Origin of the sequence: Ligilactobacillus sp. Marseille-Q7487, from assembly GCF_949152225.1 — a bacterium.
Lineage (GTDB): Bacteria > Bacillota > Bacilli > Lactobacillales > Lactobacillaceae > Ligilactobacillus.
Genome location: NZ_CASCJC010000001.1, coordinates 585,923 through 604,155, shown reverse-complemented (window position 1 = coordinate 604,155; position 18,233 = coordinate 585,923). Strand labels below are relative to the sequence as shown.

Annotated in this window: 23 protein-coding genes and 1 pseudogene; 8 read left to right on the top strand and 16 right to left on the bottom strand. The window is 33.8% G+C overall.

Going from position 1 to position 18,233, the window contains the following annotated elements:
• Nucleotides 1-69: 69 nt before the first annotated feature.
• The 11 genes from QM017_RS02975 to ccpA all read right to left on the bottom strand — a co-directional run bounded on the left by QM017_RS02975 (nucleotide 70) and on the right by ccpA (nucleotide 7,303).
• Complete coding sequence (locus QM017_RS02975; RefSeq protein ID WP_178198338.1) at nucleotides 70-351, bottom strand: hypothetical protein; 282 nt, start codon at nucleotides 349-351, stop codon at nucleotides 70-72.
• The gene (locus tag QM017_RS02970; RefSeq protein WP_282709549.1) at nucleotides 348-794 is read right to left on the bottom strand and encodes a ComGF family competence protein; all 447 of its coding nucleotides are present in this window, start codon (nucleotides 792-794) and stop codon (nucleotides 348-350) included. The genes QM017_RS02975 and QM017_RS02970 overlap by 4 nt, the downstream gene beginning before the upstream one ends.
• Complete coding sequence (locus QM017_RS02965) at nucleotides 778-1,053, bottom strand: hypothetical protein (protein ID WP_178198340.1); 276 nt, start codon at nucleotides 1,051-1,053, stop codon at nucleotides 778-780. The genes QM017_RS02970 and QM017_RS02965 overlap by 17 nt, the downstream gene beginning before the upstream one ends.
• Nucleotides 1,031-1,462, bottom strand: a complete 432-nt coding sequence (locus tag QM017_RS02960) for a prepilin-type N-terminal cleavage/methylation domain-containing protein (protein WP_178198341.1) — start codon at nucleotides 1,460-1,462, stop codon at nucleotides 1,031-1,033. The genes QM017_RS02965 and QM017_RS02960 overlap by 23 nt, the downstream gene beginning before the upstream one ends.
• Nucleotides 1,455-1,766: a prepilin-type N-terminal cleavage/methylation domain-containing protein gene (locus QM017_RS02955; RefSeq protein ID WP_178198342.1), complete on the bottom strand. Its 312-nt coding sequence runs from the start codon at nucleotides 1,764-1,766 to the stop codon at nucleotides 1,455-1,457. The genes QM017_RS02960 and QM017_RS02955 overlap by 8 nt, the downstream gene beginning before the upstream one ends.
• Nucleotides 1,763-2,785 (bottom strand): type II secretion system F family protein, encoded by a 1,023-nt coding sequence (locus tag QM017_RS02950; protein ID WP_178198343.1) that lies wholly within the window; start codon nucleotides 2,783-2,785, stop codon nucleotides 1,763-1,765. Before QM017_RS02950 ends, QM017_RS02955 begins: the two co-directional genes overlap by 4 nt.
• Nucleotides 2,772-3,752, bottom strand: coding sequence for a competence type IV pilus ATPase ComGA (gene comGA / locus QM017_RS02945; RefSeq protein ID WP_178198344.1), 981 nt, complete (start codon nucleotides 3,750-3,752; stop codon nucleotides 2,772-2,774). Before comGA ends, QM017_RS02950 begins: the two co-directional genes overlap by 14 nt.
• 144 nt (nucleotides 3,753-3,896) lie before the next feature.
• Entirely contained in the window at nucleotides 3,897-4,808 is a 912-nt protein-coding gene (rbsK, locus tag QM017_RS02940; protein ID WP_178198345.1) for a ribokinase, read from the bottom strand.
• A 121-nt stretch (nucleotides 4,809-4,929) separates the two neighbouring features.
• On the bottom strand, nucleotides 4,930-5,661 hold the full coding sequence (locus QM017_RS02935; RefSeq protein ID WP_178198346.1) for a YebC/PmpR family DNA-binding transcriptional regulator: 732 nt from the start codon (nucleotides 5,659-5,661) through the stop codon (nucleotides 4,930-4,932).
• Between the two features lie 59 nt (nucleotides 5,662-5,720).
• Complete coding sequence (locus QM017_RS02930; protein ID WP_178198347.1) at nucleotides 5,721-6,233, bottom strand: VanZ family protein; 513 nt, start codon at nucleotides 6,231-6,233, stop codon at nucleotides 5,721-5,723.
• Between the two features lie 68 nt (nucleotides 6,234-6,301).
• Nucleotides 6,302-7,303, bottom strand: a complete 1,002-nt coding sequence (gene ccpA, locus QM017_RS02925) for a catabolite control protein A (protein WP_282708811.1) — start codon at nucleotides 7,301-7,303, stop codon at nucleotides 6,302-6,304.
• Nucleotides 7,304-7,512: 209 nt separating this feature from the next.
• On the opposite strand from ccpA, the gene QM017_RS02920 reads away from it, so the two are divergent.
• Entirely contained in the window at nucleotides 7,513-8,616 is a 1,104-nt protein-coding gene (locus QM017_RS02920; RefSeq protein ID WP_178198349.1) for a Xaa-Pro peptidase family protein, read from the top strand.
• Between the two features lie 133 nt (nucleotides 8,617-8,749).
• Nucleotides 8,750-10,067: pseudogene (locus tag QM017_RS02915) on the top strand (transposase); the annotation flags it as partial.
• 208 nt (nucleotides 10,068-10,275) lie between these two features.
• On the opposite strand, the gene QM017_RS02910 reads toward QM017_RS02915, so the two are convergent.
• Nucleotides 10,276-10,761 (bottom strand): hypothetical protein, encoded by a 486-nt coding sequence (locus QM017_RS02910; protein ID WP_178198321.1) that lies wholly within the window; start codon nucleotides 10,759-10,761, stop codon nucleotides 10,276-10,278.
• Nucleotides 10,762-10,789: 28 nt separating this feature from the next.
• Nucleotides 10,790-11,212 (bottom strand): DUF948 domain-containing protein, encoded by a 423-nt coding sequence (locus QM017_RS02905; RefSeq protein ID WP_282708810.1) that lies wholly within the window; start codon nucleotides 11,210-11,212, stop codon nucleotides 10,790-10,792.
• 197 nt (nucleotides 11,213-11,409) lie between these two features.
• On the opposite strand from QM017_RS02905, the gene QM017_RS02900 reads away from it, so the two are divergent.
• Complete coding sequence (locus QM017_RS02900) at nucleotides 11,410-12,315, top strand: mechanosensitive ion channel family protein (protein ID WP_178198322.1); 906 nt, start codon at nucleotides 11,410-11,412, stop codon at nucleotides 12,313-12,315.
• Nucleotides 12,316-12,365: 50 nt separating this feature from the next.
• Here the strand turns inward: QM017_RS02900 and QM017_RS02895 are convergent, their stop codons facing one another.
• The 3 genes from QM017_RS02895 to cbpB all read right to left on the bottom strand — a co-directional run bounded on the left by QM017_RS02895 (nucleotide 12,366) and on the right by cbpB (nucleotide 14,777).
• Complete coding sequence (locus QM017_RS02895; RefSeq protein ID WP_178198323.1) at nucleotides 12,366-13,511, bottom strand: N-acetyldiaminopimelate deacetylase; 1,146 nt, start codon at nucleotides 13,509-13,511, stop codon at nucleotides 12,366-12,368.
• A 79-nt stretch (nucleotides 13,512-13,590) separates the two neighbouring features.
• On the bottom strand, nucleotides 13,591-14,298 hold the full coding sequence (gene dapD / locus QM017_RS02890; protein ID WP_178198324.1) for a 2,3,4,5-tetrahydropyridine-2,6-dicarboxylate N-acetyltransferase: 708 nt from the start codon (nucleotides 14,296-14,298) through the stop codon (nucleotides 13,591-13,593).
• Between the two features lie 11 nt (nucleotides 14,299-14,309).
• A complete protein-coding gene (cbpB, locus tag QM017_RS02885) occupies nucleotides 14,310-14,777 on the bottom strand; it encodes a cyclic-di-AMP-binding protein CbpB (RefSeq protein WP_178198325.1) in 468 nt (155 codons plus the stop codon).
• Between the two features lie 371 nt (nucleotides 14,778-15,148).
• Here cbpB and QM017_RS02880 point away from each other — a divergent pair, with 371 nt between their 5' ends.
• The 5 genes from QM017_RS02880 (at nucleotide 15,149) to QM017_RS02860 (ending at nucleotide 18,155) form a co-directional block, all read left to right on the top strand.
• Complete coding sequence (locus tag QM017_RS02880) at nucleotides 15,149-15,886, top strand: MIP/aquaporin family protein (RefSeq protein WP_282708809.1); 738 nt, start codon at nucleotides 15,149-15,151, stop codon at nucleotides 15,884-15,886.
• 119 nt (nucleotides 15,887-16,005) lie between these two features.
• Entirely contained in the window at nucleotides 16,006-16,659 is a 654-nt protein-coding gene (locus QM017_RS02875) for a type II CAAX endopeptidase family protein (protein ID WP_282708807.1), read from the top strand.
• A gap of 183 nt (nucleotides 16,660-16,842) precedes the next feature.
• Nucleotides 16,843-17,082, top strand: a complete 240-nt coding sequence (locus QM017_RS02870) for a hypothetical protein (RefSeq protein WP_282708806.1) — start codon at nucleotides 16,843-16,845, stop codon at nucleotides 17,080-17,082.
• Between the two features lie 17 nt (nucleotides 17,083-17,099).
• Nucleotides 17,100-17,306, top strand: coding sequence for a hypothetical protein (locus QM017_RS02865; RefSeq protein ID WP_282708805.1), 207 nt, complete (start codon nucleotides 17,100-17,102; stop codon nucleotides 17,304-17,306).
• A gap of 102 nt (nucleotides 17,307-17,408) precedes the next feature.
• The gene (locus tag QM017_RS02860) at nucleotides 17,409-18,155 is read left to right on the top strand and encodes a transposase (protein ID WP_282708804.1); all 747 of its coding nucleotides are present in this window, start codon (nucleotides 17,409-17,411) and stop codon (nucleotides 18,153-18,155) included.
• Nucleotides 18,156-18,233: the final 78 nt, after the last annotated feature.

The following is an 18,233-nucleotide window of genomic DNA, read 5'->3' as shown; positions in this document are numbered from 1 at the left end:
AGCTGTTTTCCTCCATTGTTTTACATCCTAACTTAGTGTAGACGGATTTAAGAGGAATTTCAAGTTTACTTACTCAAAATGATAAATTCGATTATTAGTCAATTTAACTTCATATTCATCAGCTTGTAGAGACACTTGACCTTGATTAAATTTAATTGTTTGTCCATCTTTAATTTTTTGTGCTTCTGCTAGATTTTTTAATGTATGTGCTAAATTATATTGAGCTGTATTTGTATAAGCATAAATAGTACTTCGAAAATACAAGCACTGTGTTGCTAATAATCCAAACATGATAATCAATAAAATCCCTGCTGTTTGTAATATCATTGCTTCTTGAGGTTTAAAACTCACGTCTCCACCTCTTTTCGCTGTAAATAAAGTGTTTCTTGATATTCTTTATCGTGCATTGTTGCTGTTATTTTCAAATATGGTTCTTGATAACTCATGTTCCATGCACTAACATCATATAGTACTGGCATGTATCCGCCACTTCGACTATCTTCCATATAAATCTTCTTACTTCGATAAACGAAGATATATGTTCTATCTTGTTTAGGACTATAAAACTTTAAATTTCCTCCTGTTATTTTTTCTTGATACATCAATTCTAGATCTGCACCATGAAAAAGTTCAATCATCTGTTGCCATTGAATCTGATCATCTAAAGTTGTTTGAATTGTTTGTTTTTGCATTAATAATAATAAACCGCTAATCAACAAAATTGCCAAAGAACAAACACCTAAAGAAATCACTACCTCAACTAAGGTAAATGCTGCTTTATTGTGGCAATACATAGATTTCAAGTTTTTGTTTTCCCTGTTTGACAGTAATTTTTTCAAATTTATAATTTGTCGTTTTTTGCGCATTCGTCAACACCTGATAACTTTCATTTAAAGCTTGTCGGTTCAATTCTATCTCTTGACGAGCCTTATTTTCTTGAAAATTAAATTGCTCTTGTAACATGGCAAAAGTTCCTATACCCAATGAAACTATAATTAAACCAATGATGCTATCAGCCAGCACAAAACCTTTATTCACCCTTTTGTAAATCATATTGTCCTCCATAACCTACCTGAAACTTAACATCATAATATTTTACTGGTAATGTCGAACTTATTCTTACTGTTTGCGCTTGAGCCACACCGCTAGATGATACAGTTTCATCACATTGACCACCAACTAACTTCATTGTTTTAGGATATTCTAAACGAATTATTTGTTCAGTCATATTAATTTTAAACAAAACATATTTCGGAAAAAAACATGCCCGTGAACGTTCATGTTCTTGTCTTCCTTTCAAAATCATATAACTCCAATTTTGCCTAAATGCTTGCCAAAATTGATCCTCTTGATATTTTTGACTAAACCCTAAATTCACATCCCATCCTATAACTAATATTATAGTCATTAATCCCAAAACAACACTTGTTTCAAGCAAAGTAAAGCCTCTTTTTTTAATCACTTCCACTATCTCCTGTTGTTATTGTTAAATTATATTTTTCGATAGCAGCTATTTGTTTAGCCGTCAAATAACCACTTGTTTTTAAATCGTTAACTGTTACTTCTGTAATATCAGTGATTCCTTTTTCATTCATATACATTTGTGCTTGTGTATTTAATTCAGTTTGTAATGCATCTTTATTGATTGCCACCGCATTTTTTTGTTGTGTACTAACATTAGGAATAATAATCAACAGCAACAAACTAATAATAAACAAAACAACAGCTGTTTCTACTAAAGTAAAAGCTTTTTTAATTTTTTTCATCGATACATTCCTCCAATTTCCGTGTACATAGGTAATAAAATAGATAAATACATACCAATAATGATACCTGCGATAATTAAAAATAATAGTGGCTGTAACCAAGAAATAGCCTTATCGACTTGGCGTAATAATCTCTTATATGATAATTCAGCAAAAAACAAAATTTCTGCACTTAGCTCTTCTTTTGTTAAACCTTTGTTAAGATACAAAGCTAATTCTTTAGGAATAAAAGCATAACTATCAGTAATTTTTTGCCAACTTTCACCAGTTTGTAATCTACGTTGAAGTTGTTTGCCAAATTGATAAAATAATGTCTTTTCTGGAAATTGCACTAAAAAATTGCAAATTTCATTAAATTCTAAACCACTTTTTAAAAGCATACCTAGGTTAAACATCAAATTATAGTAACTATACTGTCGATAGATTTTGCCAATAATTGGTAACTTTGCATAGAAATTATGTCGACTTAAAACCCCTTGCTTTTTCCACCACCAGCAAAAACGTAAAACACTCACTAATAAACATAGTGCTAAAAATAACCATAAATAATAAATTAACTGACGCTTGTCAAAAACTATACTTTGATTTGCCTGTCCAAATTCAGCAAATGTTTGTAAAGAAGGACTTAACCATAATTTGATAGCTACTCCTAAAAATGCTAATAATAAAAGCAACATAATTGGATAAAATAATAAACTTGCAATTTTTTCTCTTTGCTCTACCCAACGTTTTTGTAAATCACCTAAATGTTTTAGGCTTTGCTCTAAGCTGCCATTTTTTTCTGAAAGCTGTAATTGAAAAAAAGTCGACTGACTAACCCAAGTTTGAATAGCTTGACTAAATGCCTGACCTTTATTAAGTTGAACTAATACCTGTTCAATCATAAATTGTTTACTTTGATTTAAGGTTGCAACATTAGCTAGACTTTGTTTCAAAGAAAAACCTGCAGCTAATAAATCTGCCAATAAACTAAAAAAATCAGCTTGTTGCCTTAGACTTAATTTTTTAGCCCTTTTCATAGAGCTGATAGGTTTCTTGGGAAATCCATCCCTTTTTTTGACACTTTGCAAGATTTTCCTCCCATTTTAAACTCATTTGTGATTGCCTAACACTAAAAAAATCATTCGCAAAAAAGTCTTGCGCGTCTAAAATATCAAATAATACTTTCAATTCTCCTGAAATTGTTGGTATCAGTCGTTGATAAACTAATAAACGAATCGTTTGTAAAAACTCACCTTGTTCAATCCCTAAACTTTGTAATCTTTGCCAAATTCCATATACACCTTGAGCATGTAAGGTTGTTAAAACCAAGTGACCACTTAAAGCTGCATCGACTGCTGCTCTTGCAGTTTGTGCATCTCGAATTTCACCAATGATAAAAATATCTGGGTGATGGCGCAACGATACTTTCAATAATTCTTGATAGGTCATTTGTGCTTTATCATTGACTTGTAACTGTAAAAATTTAGGTTCATAAATTTCAATAGGATCTTCAATACACAAAACTTGTTTTTGTTCTTGAGAGGCTGCACATTGGTACATTGCTGTTGTTTTCCCAGAACCTACTGGACCAGAAAAAATTATCAAACCTCGCTTTTGACATGCATTTAGTAGTTGAATTAGTTGATTTTGAAAAAAATAAGTTGCTTTTTTATGTTTGCGAGAATAAATCAAACGCACCACTAAAGATTCGCGATTCCAAAAATCACCTACACTAGATAAACGACAAAAAATGGCTGTTTGTTTTGTTTGATAAATCCAAGCACCTAATTGTGGACGCCTTTTTTCACTCAAACTCATATTAGCTTGATACTTCAAATAGTTAATCACTTGACTTGCTTGTGCCAATGATAAGTTTTGTAAAACTTCATAACCATTAGCTAAACTCAACTTAACTAAATAGTTGTCTTTTTGAGGTAAAAAATAAATATCACTTGCCTGTTTAGTCAGGGCTTGTTCAAAAATATCTTGCACTTTATCGTTCATCTACTCATCTCCTTTCAACTATTAAATACGAAAAGAAGAAATTATATTTTTTTCTATATAAAAAAATCACCAAATTTTCCATGAACGTTTAAAAATTAGCTATATACTAATCTTTAAACCTCACAAAAAATTTGGTGAGTTTCTTTAGAGTTGATCTTTAACTTGTTGATATGTTGGAATCGAAGGAATCGCACCTAACTTTTGAACCGCTAATGATGAAGCCTTATTAGCATAAAGAATTGCTTCTTTAATATTGCTAAAGTCTGGTTGTAATTGAGAAGCTAGTGCACCTAAAAATGTATCCCCGGCCGCAGTAGTATCAACTGCATCAACTTTAAATGCTTTAACAAAGCCTTCTGTTTGTCCACAGCGATAAAAGGCTCCTTTACTTCCTAAAGTGATAATAACATTTTTAACACCCATCTCTTGTAGTTTACATGCCGCTTGATGCTGACTTTCTTCATCAGTTACATGAATTCCTGTCAACAACTCAGCTTCTGTTTCATTTGGTGTAATCAAATCAACTAAACTAAAGAGTTGTGCTGATGCTTCTTTAGCAGGAGCTGGATTCAAAATAGTCGTTACTTGAGCTTGTTTTGCTAAATTAAATGCTGTAATTGTTTGTTCAATTGGTGTTTCAAATTGGGCAATCAAAAAATCAGCTGCTTGAATTTGTTCTTTTGCTTGATAAACATCATCATCTGTAATAGTATGGTTAGCACCACCATAAACTAAAATACTGTTTTCTCCGCTATCTTGTAATAATATGAAGGCTTGCCCTGTATCCTTTTCAGAAATAGTAACCTGACTAATATCCACCATTGATTCGGCTAAAAGTCTTTTCATCATTTGGCCATTTTCATCAGCACCAATTTTTCCCACAAAAGAAGTCTGTGCTCCTGATCTAGCCGCAGAAATTGCTTGGTTTGCTCCTTTACCACCACCGGCATTTTGTTTATTATGCATCTGCATCGTTTCACCTGGCTTTGGCAACCGCGTAATTTGTAAAATAGTATCTACATTCAAGCTACCCAAAACTGTTACTTTATTTGTCATAGTGGATATTTTCCTCCTAATTCTTCAATGCTATCTTTTTTATTTTATAATATCTTTGGTTTCAAAGCTACACCCAATAACAAATAAACACCAAGCACTAGCTGCTTGGTGTTTAGCTTTCTTATTCTTCATCTGGAAATTCAGCAGATGTAAAGACTTCAGCCACATCATCTTCGTCTTCTAGACGATCGATTAAACGTTGCAATTGTTCTACTTTGTCAGCTGGAACCGGTACAGTGTTTTGTGGCACCATTGTAATTTCAGCTGTTGCTAATTCATATTTCTTTTGTAATTCATCGCGGACTTCTTCAAAAGCTTTTGGATCGGTATAAATTTCAAAAACTTCTTCATCACTTTGTAAATCTTCACCACCAGCGTTGATTACATCTTCAAACATTGTATCTTCATCAACTTCTAAGTCTTCACGTGCAATAGCAATATAACCTTTGCGATCAAACATGAAACTTACTGATCCGGTTTCACCTAAGTTACCACCATTACGGTTAAAGTCTGTACGAACTGCAGATGCTGTTCTATTGCGGTTATCTGTTAAAGCATGCACTAAAATTGCGACACCTGCTGGTCCATAACCTTCATACGTAATTTCTTCGTAATCTGCACCGCCAGCACCCGTTGCTTTGTCTAAAGCACGCTTAATATTATCTTTAGGCATGTTTGCTGCACGAGCTTTATCCATCACCAAACGTAATTGTGGATTAGAGTTTGGGTCAGGACCACCACTCTTTGCAGCCATATAGATTTCTCGTGATATTTTTTGGAAAATCTTTCCACGTTTTGCATCTTGGGCGTTTTTGCGGCCTTGGATGTTATGCCATTTTGAATGTCCTGACATTTCTAATACCTCTTTCCGAATGTAATTGAAATTTTGGCGGTTAGCCACTATAAATACTATCAAATGCTTTGCTTTTTAGCAACTTTTTTTGAACAAAAAATATATCGACAAAGTAATGCTATTAAAATACCAACAATAGCACCAAATGTATCTAACATGACATCTTGAAATAAAGGAGTCCGTCCACCAGTTAGCATTTGATGAAATTCGTCAAAGCTAGCATAAAAAAATGCCCCCAAAACTACCAAAATAACACGCCATTTAAGCTTATAAGGTAAGCCTAAATACAAAAATAATCCCATTAAAAAATATGTTCCAAAATGTGCTCCTTTACGAATAAAAAATTCAACAAACTTATAGTATCCTAAACTAGAAATACTTACTTCACCTGTCGCATATTTAAAATGGATCCAACTCAAGGTTTCTTTAAAAGGTTGGTTGGCTAAATATTTTTCTAAAAAAGGAACTGATGTCTGTTGTTCATAGGTCATCGAAGAACTAATAAATAAAATAAGCATGATCAAAAATGCTAAACTTAAAAAAAGTACTTGGCGTAAATGACATTTTTTCATAAAATCTAATCCTATTTCAAAAGTTTTCAAAAAGGCAAGATACCTTTTAGCATCTTGCCTTTAATTCTTTATTTAGTAGAAGAACGTTTAATGTAGCCGTAAGGTAATTGAATTGTCTTTTCAGTCAATTCTTCTTTGTTCATCATCTTGGTCAAGAAACGCATTGCAACCGCACCAATATCATATAAAGGTTGGGTAATAGAAGACAATTGTGGGCGAACAATTTCTGTTAACTTAGAGTTATTACTTGTCACAACTTCAAATTCTTCTGGAACTTTCACACCGGCATCTTGAGCTCCATTTAACACGCCTGCAGCTAATTCATCATCACCCACAAATGCAGCAGTTGCCTTAGCGGAAGCCAATGCTGGCCATAACACTTCACCTGCACGATAACTGTAGTCTGTTTCAAAAACTAATTCTGGATCATATTCAATCCCATGTTTTGCCAAGACATTCTTATAGCCTTGTAAACGATATTCACTGTTAATTGGATCAGTCATTGGACCTGAAATAAACGCAATTCGTTGATTTCCATGATTGATTAAATCAGTAATAGCTTCTTCAACCGCTGCGACATAATCGATATGCACACTTTCAACTTCATTTTTTTGATCAACAGAACCAGCTAAAACAATCGGTGTCTTAGCACGATTAAACTGAGCTCGCAATTCATCTGTCAAATTATTTCCCATAAAGATAATTCCATCAACTTGCTTTGCTAACAAAGTATTAAGAACTTGAATTTCTTTTTGGCTATTGCCGTCTGAATTAGCTAAGATGATGTTATATTTGTACATTGTTGCCACATCATCGATACCACGAGCTAAAGAAGAAAAATAAAAGTTAGTTACATCTGGAATAATTACCCCAACCGTTGTTGTTTTCTTACTTGCCAAGCCACGTGCCACAGCATTTGGGCGATAATCTAATTTTTCAATAACTTCTAAAACTTTTTTACGCGTTGCTGGTTTAACGTTAGGATTACCATTAACAACTCGTGAAACTGTTGCCATCGATACAGCCGCTTCTCTAGCAACATCATAGATTGTAATTGTTTGTTTTTCCATGAAAAAATCTTCCTTTCATTTTTTGGTATTTTCATTTCTTTTTTACATAACGATATTAATTTAGCAGACTTTTCCAAAAATTGCAAGCGTTTCAAAGCTTTTTTTAGTTTTTATTTTCATAACACTTTCAATTTAGCTTATCTTATTTATTTTCATTTTTAAAGTGGTATAATTAGCTTGTTTCAAACTGTTATTTAAGGAGTGATTTTATGTCACACATTACTGCCGTTCAAAACTGGCTAAACACTAATGATTATGATTTAGCATATGTCAGTGATTTCAAAAATATTCAATACTTTACTGGATTTGGAAGTGATCCAATCGAACGCGTCTTAGCTTTATTTATTTTTAAAGATCAAGATCCTTTTATTTTCGCACCTGCTTTAGAGGTGGAAGCTGTCAAGGAAAGCGGCTGGAAATATCCAGTTTACGGTTATTTAGATCATGAAAATCCTTTTGAACTTATCAAGGGACATATTGAAAAAAGAATTCATAATCCGCATAAATGGGCAATTGAAAAAGGTAATTTGACAGTTAGTCGCTATGAAGCTATTAAATCAGTCTATCCTAAAGCAGAATTTATTGGCGATCTAACACCTTTTATCGAACACGAAAAACTTTACAAAACACCTGAAGAAATCGAAATTTTAAAGACTGCCGGTAAATGGGCCGATGTTGCCTTTGAAATTGGTTTTCAAGCCTTAGCTAAAAATAGAACCGAACAAGATGTTGTAGCTGAAATCGAATATGAATTAAAAAAACAAGGAATCATGCATATGAGCTTTGATACCATTATTCAAAGTGGTGCAAATGCTGCAGATCCACATGGTGCTCCCAAAAAAGATCTAATCGCGCCAAATAAACTTTGCCTTTTTGATTTAGGTGTTGTTTATAATGGCTATATCTCTGATGCTTCTAGAACAGTTGCTTTTGGTGAAATTGATGCTAAAACTAAAGAAATCTATGACGTTTGTCTAGAAGCCCAATTAACCGCTCAAGCAAGTGTAAAACCTGGTATGACAGCTGCTCAATTAGATAAGATTGCACGTGATATCATTACCAAAGCTGGTTATGGTGAGTACTTCATTCATCGTCTAGGCCATGGTATGGGGCAAAGTGAACACGAGTTTCCTTCAATTATGGAGGGCAATGATATGATGCTTGAACCAGGTATGTGCTTTTCAATTGAACCAGGAATTTACATCCCAGGTGTTGCAGGGGTGCGCATTGAAGATTGTGTTTATGTCACTAAGGATGGTGCCCAACCATTCACGCATACCCCTAAAGAATTACAAATCTTACCCGTTAAGTAGTATTTGGGGCTGGGAAAAAACTCAGCTTCAATAGAAAAAAGGCTCACGTCAAAAAATTTGGCGTGGGCCTTTTCTTATGGCTAATCTCTTGCTAATATTAAGTTGAACAAAACCAATAAAGGAGAGGTTAACCATGTACAAGAATTATAACACATCTGAACTAGAATTAGATATTACTACTTATTCATTAAAATTACCATCTGACCATATTGCAGTTTTAATCAGCCACTTCGTGGACTCAATTTCACTTAATATTCTTTTAGAAGAAACTTCACATACCGGTCGGCCTGCTTTTCATCCGGCTATGCTACTAAAAATGATGCTTTTTGCTTACCATGAAGCTGTTTTTTCTGACAGAAAGATTGCTAAATTAAATCAGTATTACCTTCCTATGATGTGGTTAAGTGGTAATACTCTCATTAGCTATAAAACTATCAATAATTTTCGTTCTAGTGATCATGCTAAAAAGATTATTCAAAAAGCTTTTGTTCTATTTACCCTACTTTTATCTCAAAATGATATGTTAGGTTCTAGTGATGCAATAAAAGAACTTATCAAAAAAACTGATATTAAACTAGTTGAGTTGGAAAAAGAAATTGAAGCCAAACCTAAGGTTAAAAAGGCGATTCAAAAAGCAAACGTGTTCGTCGTAAATTAAAGAGTATCAAACGTAAATTGAAAGAAGATTTTCTTCCTAGAAAAGTGAAGTATGAACGTGATAGAGAAATTTTCAAAGATCGCAATAGTTTCTCGAAAACAGATACTGTCGCTACTTTTATGCGATTAAAAGAAGACCACATGCAAAATGGTCAATTAAAACCTGCTTATAATTTACAAATTGCGACCAGTGGTCGCTTTGTTTTGCACTATGATATCTTCCCTAATCCAACGGATACACGAACGTTAGTACCTTTTTTGAAGTTTTTTTCTAATTTGGATTTATTTAAATACATTGTTGCGGATACAGGCTATGGCAGTGAAACCAATTATCAAGCAGTTATTGACAAGTTTGAAAAGATTCCATTGATTCCTTACGGAACGTATCAAAAAGAACAGAATCGTAAATACCAAAGAGATCCACAAAATATTAACAATTGGACATATTACGATAAAGATGATTATTATACAGACCCTGATGGAGTCGTATTTAAGTTCCAAAGATATAGTTCTCGTGTGGATAATATGGGGTTAAACGAGATTTTAAAGTCTACGTAGCTGATAAATTTCAAGCGACAAAGAAATTAGAACAATTAGCGAAAACTCAAAAGAGCCAACAACGGACCAAATCAATAAACTTAAACTGGGAATATTTAAAACATAAAGCTAAAGAAAACCTTTCTAGCGAAAAAGGTTCAACTATCTACCCAAGAAGACGAACAGATGTTGAAACAATTTTCGGAGATATGAAAGGCAATTTTGGCGTGCGCCGAGTTCATGTTAGAGGTGAAAAAGCAGTTCGAAATGAACTAAGATTATTGCTTCTGGCGATTAATATATCAAAATTATGGCATTCATTCCAAAAAAGAGGGATAAAATCCCTAAAAAAACGAACCAAAAATAGACATAATAGAAAAATAGCTGATCAAATTTCATTTTTAGAAATTCAATCAGCTATTTTTATGTTCAGACTGGTGCTTTTTTCCCAGCCCCTATTATCAATTAATTTTTAGGATAAAATGTTTCAGTTGGATGATCACTTTCAAACTCAGCTGTCGCTTTAGCTTCACCAAAAGCTGAACGACCATCGATAACGATATCATCTTGCATTTGTGCTATTTCAGCACTATCTTTGACTGCATCGATATCTTCTTTAGTTTGAGTGATGTAATCTTTTAAGTCAGCAGTTGCCTTTTTTAAAGATGTTAAAGCTTCACTAACAACTTGTCCTTCTCTTAATTCATCTGCTTTATCACTTAATTTAGTTTTTAAATTTCCCATTTCTTCTTCAACATCTACGCCAGCAGTCATTTCGTTAAAGAAGTTACGCGCATAACGGTCATATTTTAAGATTGTATCTCGACCATCAAGTAACATTTCATCAACTTTCATCGCAATCTTATCTTTTTGTTCTTCTGTCAATTTCATCGAAGCAATAAACGCAACGGCGCTAGCTGCACCTAAGCCTAATAGAAACGTTTTTTTCATCTTTTTTCCTCCTCGATTTATTTACCCATTATTTTTCTTTGTTACGTGAATAAAATTTCCAAATTCCCTTAGCTAATGCTAATCCAGTCGAAACTTTGGTGACATTTCCCATTGCTTGTGCAGAATCAGAAAGTTTCCCCGCCATTTGTCGACTAGCTTGATTTAAATCAGACACACTTTCACTAAGCTGTGCAACAGTTTCAAACAAAGGATCAACCTTCTTAGACTTTTGATTAACATCATCCATTAATGTATTAGTTTTGCTTAAAAGTTGTTCAACTTCATTTGAAAGTGCATCTGCATCTTTAGTTAATATTTCAATTGATTCATTAATTTGTCCAAATGTTCGAGCTAATTTAAGCAAAACACGCACTGCAAAAATGACAAGCACAACAAATGCAAGTGCCGCAATTAAGCCTGCAACTTGTCCCATGGTAAAAGTTATTTCCATTCAAATGTGCCTCCTATTTGTAAATACTGTCTGCTTAAAGCATATCATTCATAATGAAAAACTGCAAGTAAGCACACCTTGTTTCCGTTCACAAAAAATATTTTTTATTCAGTCATCTTGCTAGTTACTTGCCTAAAACATTCACCTTTCTATATAATTAAAGTAAATTATTAGTCAAAAATCTTAAGGAGTCACACATGTTTGCATCAATCTTATTAACTACTAAAACACCTATTCTTGCACCACAAATCACTAAGGATTCTAACATTTTTAAAAATTATATTGCCAATATTGACTGGGATGCAGCCCTTAGCAAAGTAATCGCTACTGTTATTTCACTTATTGTTGTTTCATTTTTATTTTTTATAATTCATTCACTGGGTAAGAAATTGATTAAAAATGCTGTCAAAAAAGGAAAATTAACTAAACATTGGAGCCAAGGCCGAATCGATACTGTCTATACTTTGTCACAAAACATTTTTCATTACACCGTTTTATTCTTTTATTTTTATGCTATCCTTTCAATCTTGGGCGTTCCTGTTGGAACACTTTTAGCTGGTGCAGGAATCATGAGTGTTGCGTTAGGTCTAGGGGCTCAAGGCTTTGTAACAGACATGGTAACTGGCTTTTTTATCTTATTAGAGCAACAATTTTCTGTTGGTGACTCTGTTAAAATCGGTATGATTGAGGGGACAGTACACGCCGTTGGATTACGGACTACACAAGTTTTGGGTTACGATGGAACACTTCATTTCATTCCTAATCGAAATATCACCATCGTTAGCAACCTTTCTCGTAACGACATGCGTGCTTTAATTGATGTCAGAATTGATCCTAATAAGGATTTAACTGCTATGAAAGACATTATGGCTGCTGTAAATGAAAAACTTGTCCCTAAATATCGCGATAATATCACTAAAGAACCAGTTATTATCGGTACAGTTGATACAGGAAATGGCGCTTTGGCGATGCGGGTTGTTATTTATACTAAAAATGGAGCACAAGTCAAAATTCAAGCCGCTTTTTTAGCTGCTTACCTACAAGAATTAACCAATGCCGGTTTTGATATTCCTAATCCAGCACTCAATTTAACTGCAAAATAATAAACTAAAAGGCACTCACAAATTTATTTAAATCTGTAAGTGCCTTTTTATTAAGCCTTCAAAAGCTGTTGTCTGTGTTTGAAATAACCAATAATACTTGTAACACCTTGCATAATAGCTGCTTCATTGGGATTAAAATGTTCAGAATGTAATGCATACGGACAATCAACACCTAACCAAAACATTGTTCCTGGAATCTTAGATAGCCAAAAACCAAAATCTTCTCCCGTCATTGCAGGTGATGTTTGAACAAAATTAACATCTGGATTTTGTTGCATGTACTCAATAAAACATGCTGTTGTTTGCGGATTATTTTCAACTGGTAAATATCCACCTTGATGTAAATCAATTTTAACTTCACATGCAAAACTTTGGGCTATCCCTTGTGCAATCTCACGCACCCGTTTTTGCAACAATAAATTATTTTCTTGTGTTAAAGCTCTAATCGTCCCATCGATACGACATTCTCCTGCAATTACATTTCCTGTTGTTCCAGCATTAAAATGTCCCAAAGTTATCACCCCTGCTTGGATAGGATCGATATTGCGACTGACAACTGTTTGAGTCTGAGTAACAAATTGCGCACCACAAACCACCATGTCGTTTGCCAAATGTGGATAAGCAGCATGCCCACTCTTTCCAATAAACCGTATGTGTATCTCACAGGTTCCTGCAAAAAGCGTTCCTTGACAACATCCAATTGTACCAACAGGAAGTTGTGGATTATCATGAAGTGCATAAATTTCATCTATTTTCCAATCACCTAAAGCATTGTTTTCATACATTTGTTTACCGCCACTTTCATTTTCTTCTGCAGGTTGAAAAATGAAAATTAAATTGTATTGCGGTTGATGATTTGCAAAATAACTCAATATTCCTAAAGCAATTGTCATGTGCAAATCATGGCCACATGCATGCATCTTACCTAAATGTTTTGAAGCATAAGGTAAATTAGTAGCTTCACTAACTGGCAAACCGTCAATATCAGTCCGATATCCCAACGTTTTAGTCGTATCTTTCCCCGTAACCTTTACCATAATAGCTGTTTGCCATGTCTTTATTTCTAAATATTTCTGTGGTAGTTGCGCAATAATTTCTTTTAATTTTTTTGAGGTTTCAAACTCTTCCATACCGATTTCTGGAATTTGATGTAAACTTCGTCTAATCTCAATTAATTGTTCTTCACTAAACATCATAAAGCCCCCTACACTGCATTTTCGTTTATCGTACCAAAAATTCCGCCTAACTCAAGGTTAAACGGAATTTCACTACTTATTAGAGTTTACGCAAATCTTCGACAATTTCTTTTTTTTGATCATCGACTTGATTAGCATCTTTAATCTTGCGTGCTGGATTTCCTGCAACCACTGTATATGGTTCAACATCTTTGGTTACGATTGAACCTGCGCCAACTACAGCCCCTTTGCCGACTCTTACACCTTCTAAAACTACGGCATTTGCTCCAATCAACACATCATCTTCAATAATAACAGGTTGAGCTGATGGTGGTTCAACCACCCCCGCTAACACTGTACCAGCTCCAATGTGGCAGTTTTTGCCCACTAAAGCTCGACCGCCTAAAATTGCTCCCATATCTATCATTGTACCAGAGCCAATTTCAGCTCCAATATTGATAACTGCTCCCATCATAATCACAGCATTATCACCGATTTCAACTTGGTCACGAATGATTGCTCCTGGCTCGATACGTGCATTAAATTTCTTTTTATCAATCATTGGAACGCCTGTGTTGCGCCCGTCATTTTCTACATGATAGTGCGTAATTTGTGGTGTAGCCTTTATAAAAGCTTCGACCTCTTGCCAGTCTCCAAATAAAACACCCGTCTTATTTTCAAGATAACTTTCAATTATATCTGGTGCAACTACTTGGCTTAAATCACCTTTAACATAAACCTTAACTGGGGTAGTTTTCTTTGCCTGTGCAATTGTTTTAATAATTTCATGTGCATCTAATTTTGCCATTTTATATCCTCCTAATTTTTTAAGGTTATCTCGTAACGCTTATCGAGTTCATGAACCATATGATTAACTCCTTTTAAAATTTCACGGCGCGTTACGATGCCTGTAAAAACTCCTTCTTGCGTCGTTACTACCAAAAAAGGATTATTAACAGATAGATGTAAGATATCTTCAATATCATATGGTAATTGAATTTTTGGCACGTCTGTTTGCATCACATCAGCTACTGTCAATTGATGTAAATTGCTTGGATCAATTCCATTTAAACCAAGCATCGTGTCAGTAATCATTGCTAATGATAATAATCCTTTAAACTTTTGTTCACTATCTAATACTGGAATTTTAGCATAGCGTGCCTTGGTTAAAACTAAAAAGGCATGATCTAAACGATTGGATTCTTGTACATTGGCGACAATCTCTGCTGGGATTAAAAACTTTTCTTGACGCTCACCAATCATTTCCTCAGCTACTTTTGATATCATCTACACTAGTTTGTTGCTAAAATTTACTCTAATCAAGTAAATGTTACCTTTTAAAACAACAAACTGCCTCCTTATCAACTATTTGCCAAAAAACAACGTTGTAACTCACGCAATCTTTTAGGTACAGTAATCAAATTACTATACCTATATTGTAGCGTGGAGCATTATAAAATTACAATAATAAAAATTTAATTTAATCCTTTCTTCTAAAAAAATCCTACTTCTTTTCATATTTCGTGTTTTTTTCACGTTTTATTTTCAGTTATTATTGACTGTTTCCATGCAAAAATGTATTATAGGAAAAGTGTTGAAGTAAGTGTGTAAGCACTTGTTCAGAATTTCATTAAATCATTTATTTTTAGGAGGACATCATGGACTTTCCATTCATGACGAAACTTGCTGCCGAATTTTTCGGTACGGCTATTATGGTTATTTTAGGTAACGGTTCTGTTGCCAACGTTGAATTAAAAGGGACAAAGGGATATCGCAACGGTTGGATTATCATTGCTGTTGGATACGGTTTTGCTGTTATGGTACCGGCTTTGATGTTTGGTAGTGTATCTGGTTGTCAAATCAACCCTGCTATGACCCTAGGTTTGGCTTTTGCTGGAGATTTCCCTTGGTCACAAGTTTTACCTTATATCTCAATGCAATTACTCGGTGCTATCGTTGGTCAAGCTGTTATTGTTGCTTGCTTTAAACCACATTACGATTTAACAGAAGATCCTGAAAGTATCTTAGGTACATTCTCAACTATCTGTGCTACAAAGAGCCACTTATATGCTTTCATCAACGAATACTTCGGTACTTTTGTGTTAATTTTTGGCGCTTTAGCAATCACACATTCACCAATTTTTGATCATGGTAACCAAGGCGCTGGTTTCATCGGTATTGGTTTGCTTGTAATGGTGTTGGTAACTTCTTTTGGTGGTCCAACAGGTCCTGCTTTAAATCCAGCACGTGACTTTGGTCCACGTTTATTACACGCTATCTTACCTTTAAAACACAAAGGTTTTTCTCAATGGGATTATGCTTGGGTGCCTGTTTTAGCCCCAATTTGCGCAGGTATTTCTGCTGCTTTACTTTACAAGGCAATCTTTGGTTTATAATATTTATGAAAAGAAGCTTTCATTAACGAGAGCTTCTTTTTTTTGCGATGACGCTTATCTGATTAAATGTTATAATGAATCTACAACATTTTAATCAATATTTTTAAGGATGGTACTTCATGTCTCGCTCACGTATAATGATAAAATTTTGGTATATTTTACGTTTCGTTTTACTATTGACTCTAATCTCTACACCGCAACTAGCCATCGTTTTTGTAATCAAAAATAAAGCTCCTATCTGGGCAGCTTGGTTGTTGTTTATATTTTTGTATCTTGTAGCAATCTTTTTTTTAATCAAGACATTAAAACCATTAACTAAAAAAATCTTTAAACCCTTAACTAAAGGTCAAATTAAAACCGTTTTATTAGTTTTTGTCGCTATTTATGGTTTAAATATCATATACTCTTTGCTTTCAAATAATACAGAAACCCAAAACAATCAAGTAATTAGCCAACTTTTTTCTTATAGTCCTGCACTCAAAGCGATGATGGCATGTATGACTGTTTTGTTTGCACCATTGTGTGAAGAATTACTATTTCGGGGAATTTTAATTAATTCATTTTCTCCCAAAAACTACGGTTGGGCATTGTTTTTTAGTGGCTTTCTTTTTGGTTTAGTCCATCTTAACAATTCTGTAATCGGCTTTTTACTCTACATGGGTATAGGTTGGTTATTGGCTTACAGTTATCGTAGACATAATAACTTAACCGTTAATTGGACGATTCATCTATTGATTAATCTTTTAGCCACACTTGCTTTGCTTAGCATTTAAAATTTTCACAAAATCTGTAATAAAAATAATATGTTACAGTTCTAAAAAAGAGAAAGGAGCTGGGAAAAAACTCAGTTTCAATAGAAAAAAGGCTCACGTCAAAAAATTTGGCGTAGGCCTTTTCTTATGGCTAATCTCCTGTTAATATTAAGTTCCCTAAAACCAATAAAGGAGAGGTTAACCATGTACAAAAATTATAACACATCTGAACTAGAATTAGATATTACTACTTATTCATTAAAATTACCATCTGACCATATTGCGGTTTTAATCAGCCACTTCGTGGACTCAATTTTATTTAATATTCTTTCAGAAGAGACTTCACATACCGGTCGGCCTGCTTTTCATCCGGCTATGCTACTAAAAATGACACTTTTTACTTACCATGAAGCTGTTTTTCTGGCAGAAAGATTGCTAAATTAAATCAGTATTACCTTCCTATGATGTGGTTAAGTGGTAATACTCCTGTTAGCTATAAAACTATTAATAATTTTCGTTCTAGTGATCACGCTAAAAAGATTATTCAAAATGCTTTTGTCTTATTTCCCCTACTTTTATCTCAAAATGATATGTTAGATAGCGATGATGCTTTATTTATTGATGGTACTAAATTAGAAGCTGACGCTAATCGTTACAGTTTCACTTAGAAAAACGCCGTAACTAAATTTGAAAAATCACTCGATGAAAAAGTCGCTAATACTTATGATCAATTAATTCAACATCAAGTTGATATCGCTATTTCAAAGGATATGTTAGGTTCTAGTGATGCAATAAAAGAACTTATCAAAGAAACTGATATTAAACTAGTTGAGTTGGAAAAAGAAATTGAAGCCGAACCTAAGATTATAAAAGGGGGTTCAAAAAACAAACGTGTTCGTCGTAAATTAAAGAGTATCAAACGTAAATTGAAAGAAGATTTTCTTCCTAGAAAAGTGAAGTATGAACGTGATAGAGAAATTTTCAAAAATCGCAATAGTTTCTCGAAAACAGATACTGACGCTACTTTTATGCGCTTAAAAGAAGACCACATACAAAATAGTCAATTAAAACCTGCTTATAATTTACAAATTGCGACCAGCGGTCGTTTTGTTTTACACTATGATATCTTCCCTAATCCAACGGATACACGGACGTTGGTACCTTTTTTGAAGTCTTTTTCTAATTTGAATTTATTTAAATACATTGTTGCGGATGCAGGCTATGGCAGTGAAATTAATTATCAAGCAGTTATTGACAAGTTTGAAAAGATTCCATTGATTCCTTACGGAACGTATCAAAAAGAACAAAGTCGTAAATACCAAAGAGATCCACAAAATATTAACAATTGGACATATCACGATAAAGATGATTATTATACAGACCCTGATGGAGTCGTATTTAAGTTTCAAAGATATAGTTCTCGTGTGGATAAATATGGGGTTAAACGAGATTTTAAAGTCTACGTAGCTAATAAATTTCAAGCAACAAAGAAATTAGAACAATTAACGAAAACTTAAAAAGGCCAACAACGGACTAAATCAATAAACTTAAACTGGGAATATTTAAAACATAAAGCTAAAGAAAACCTTTCTAGC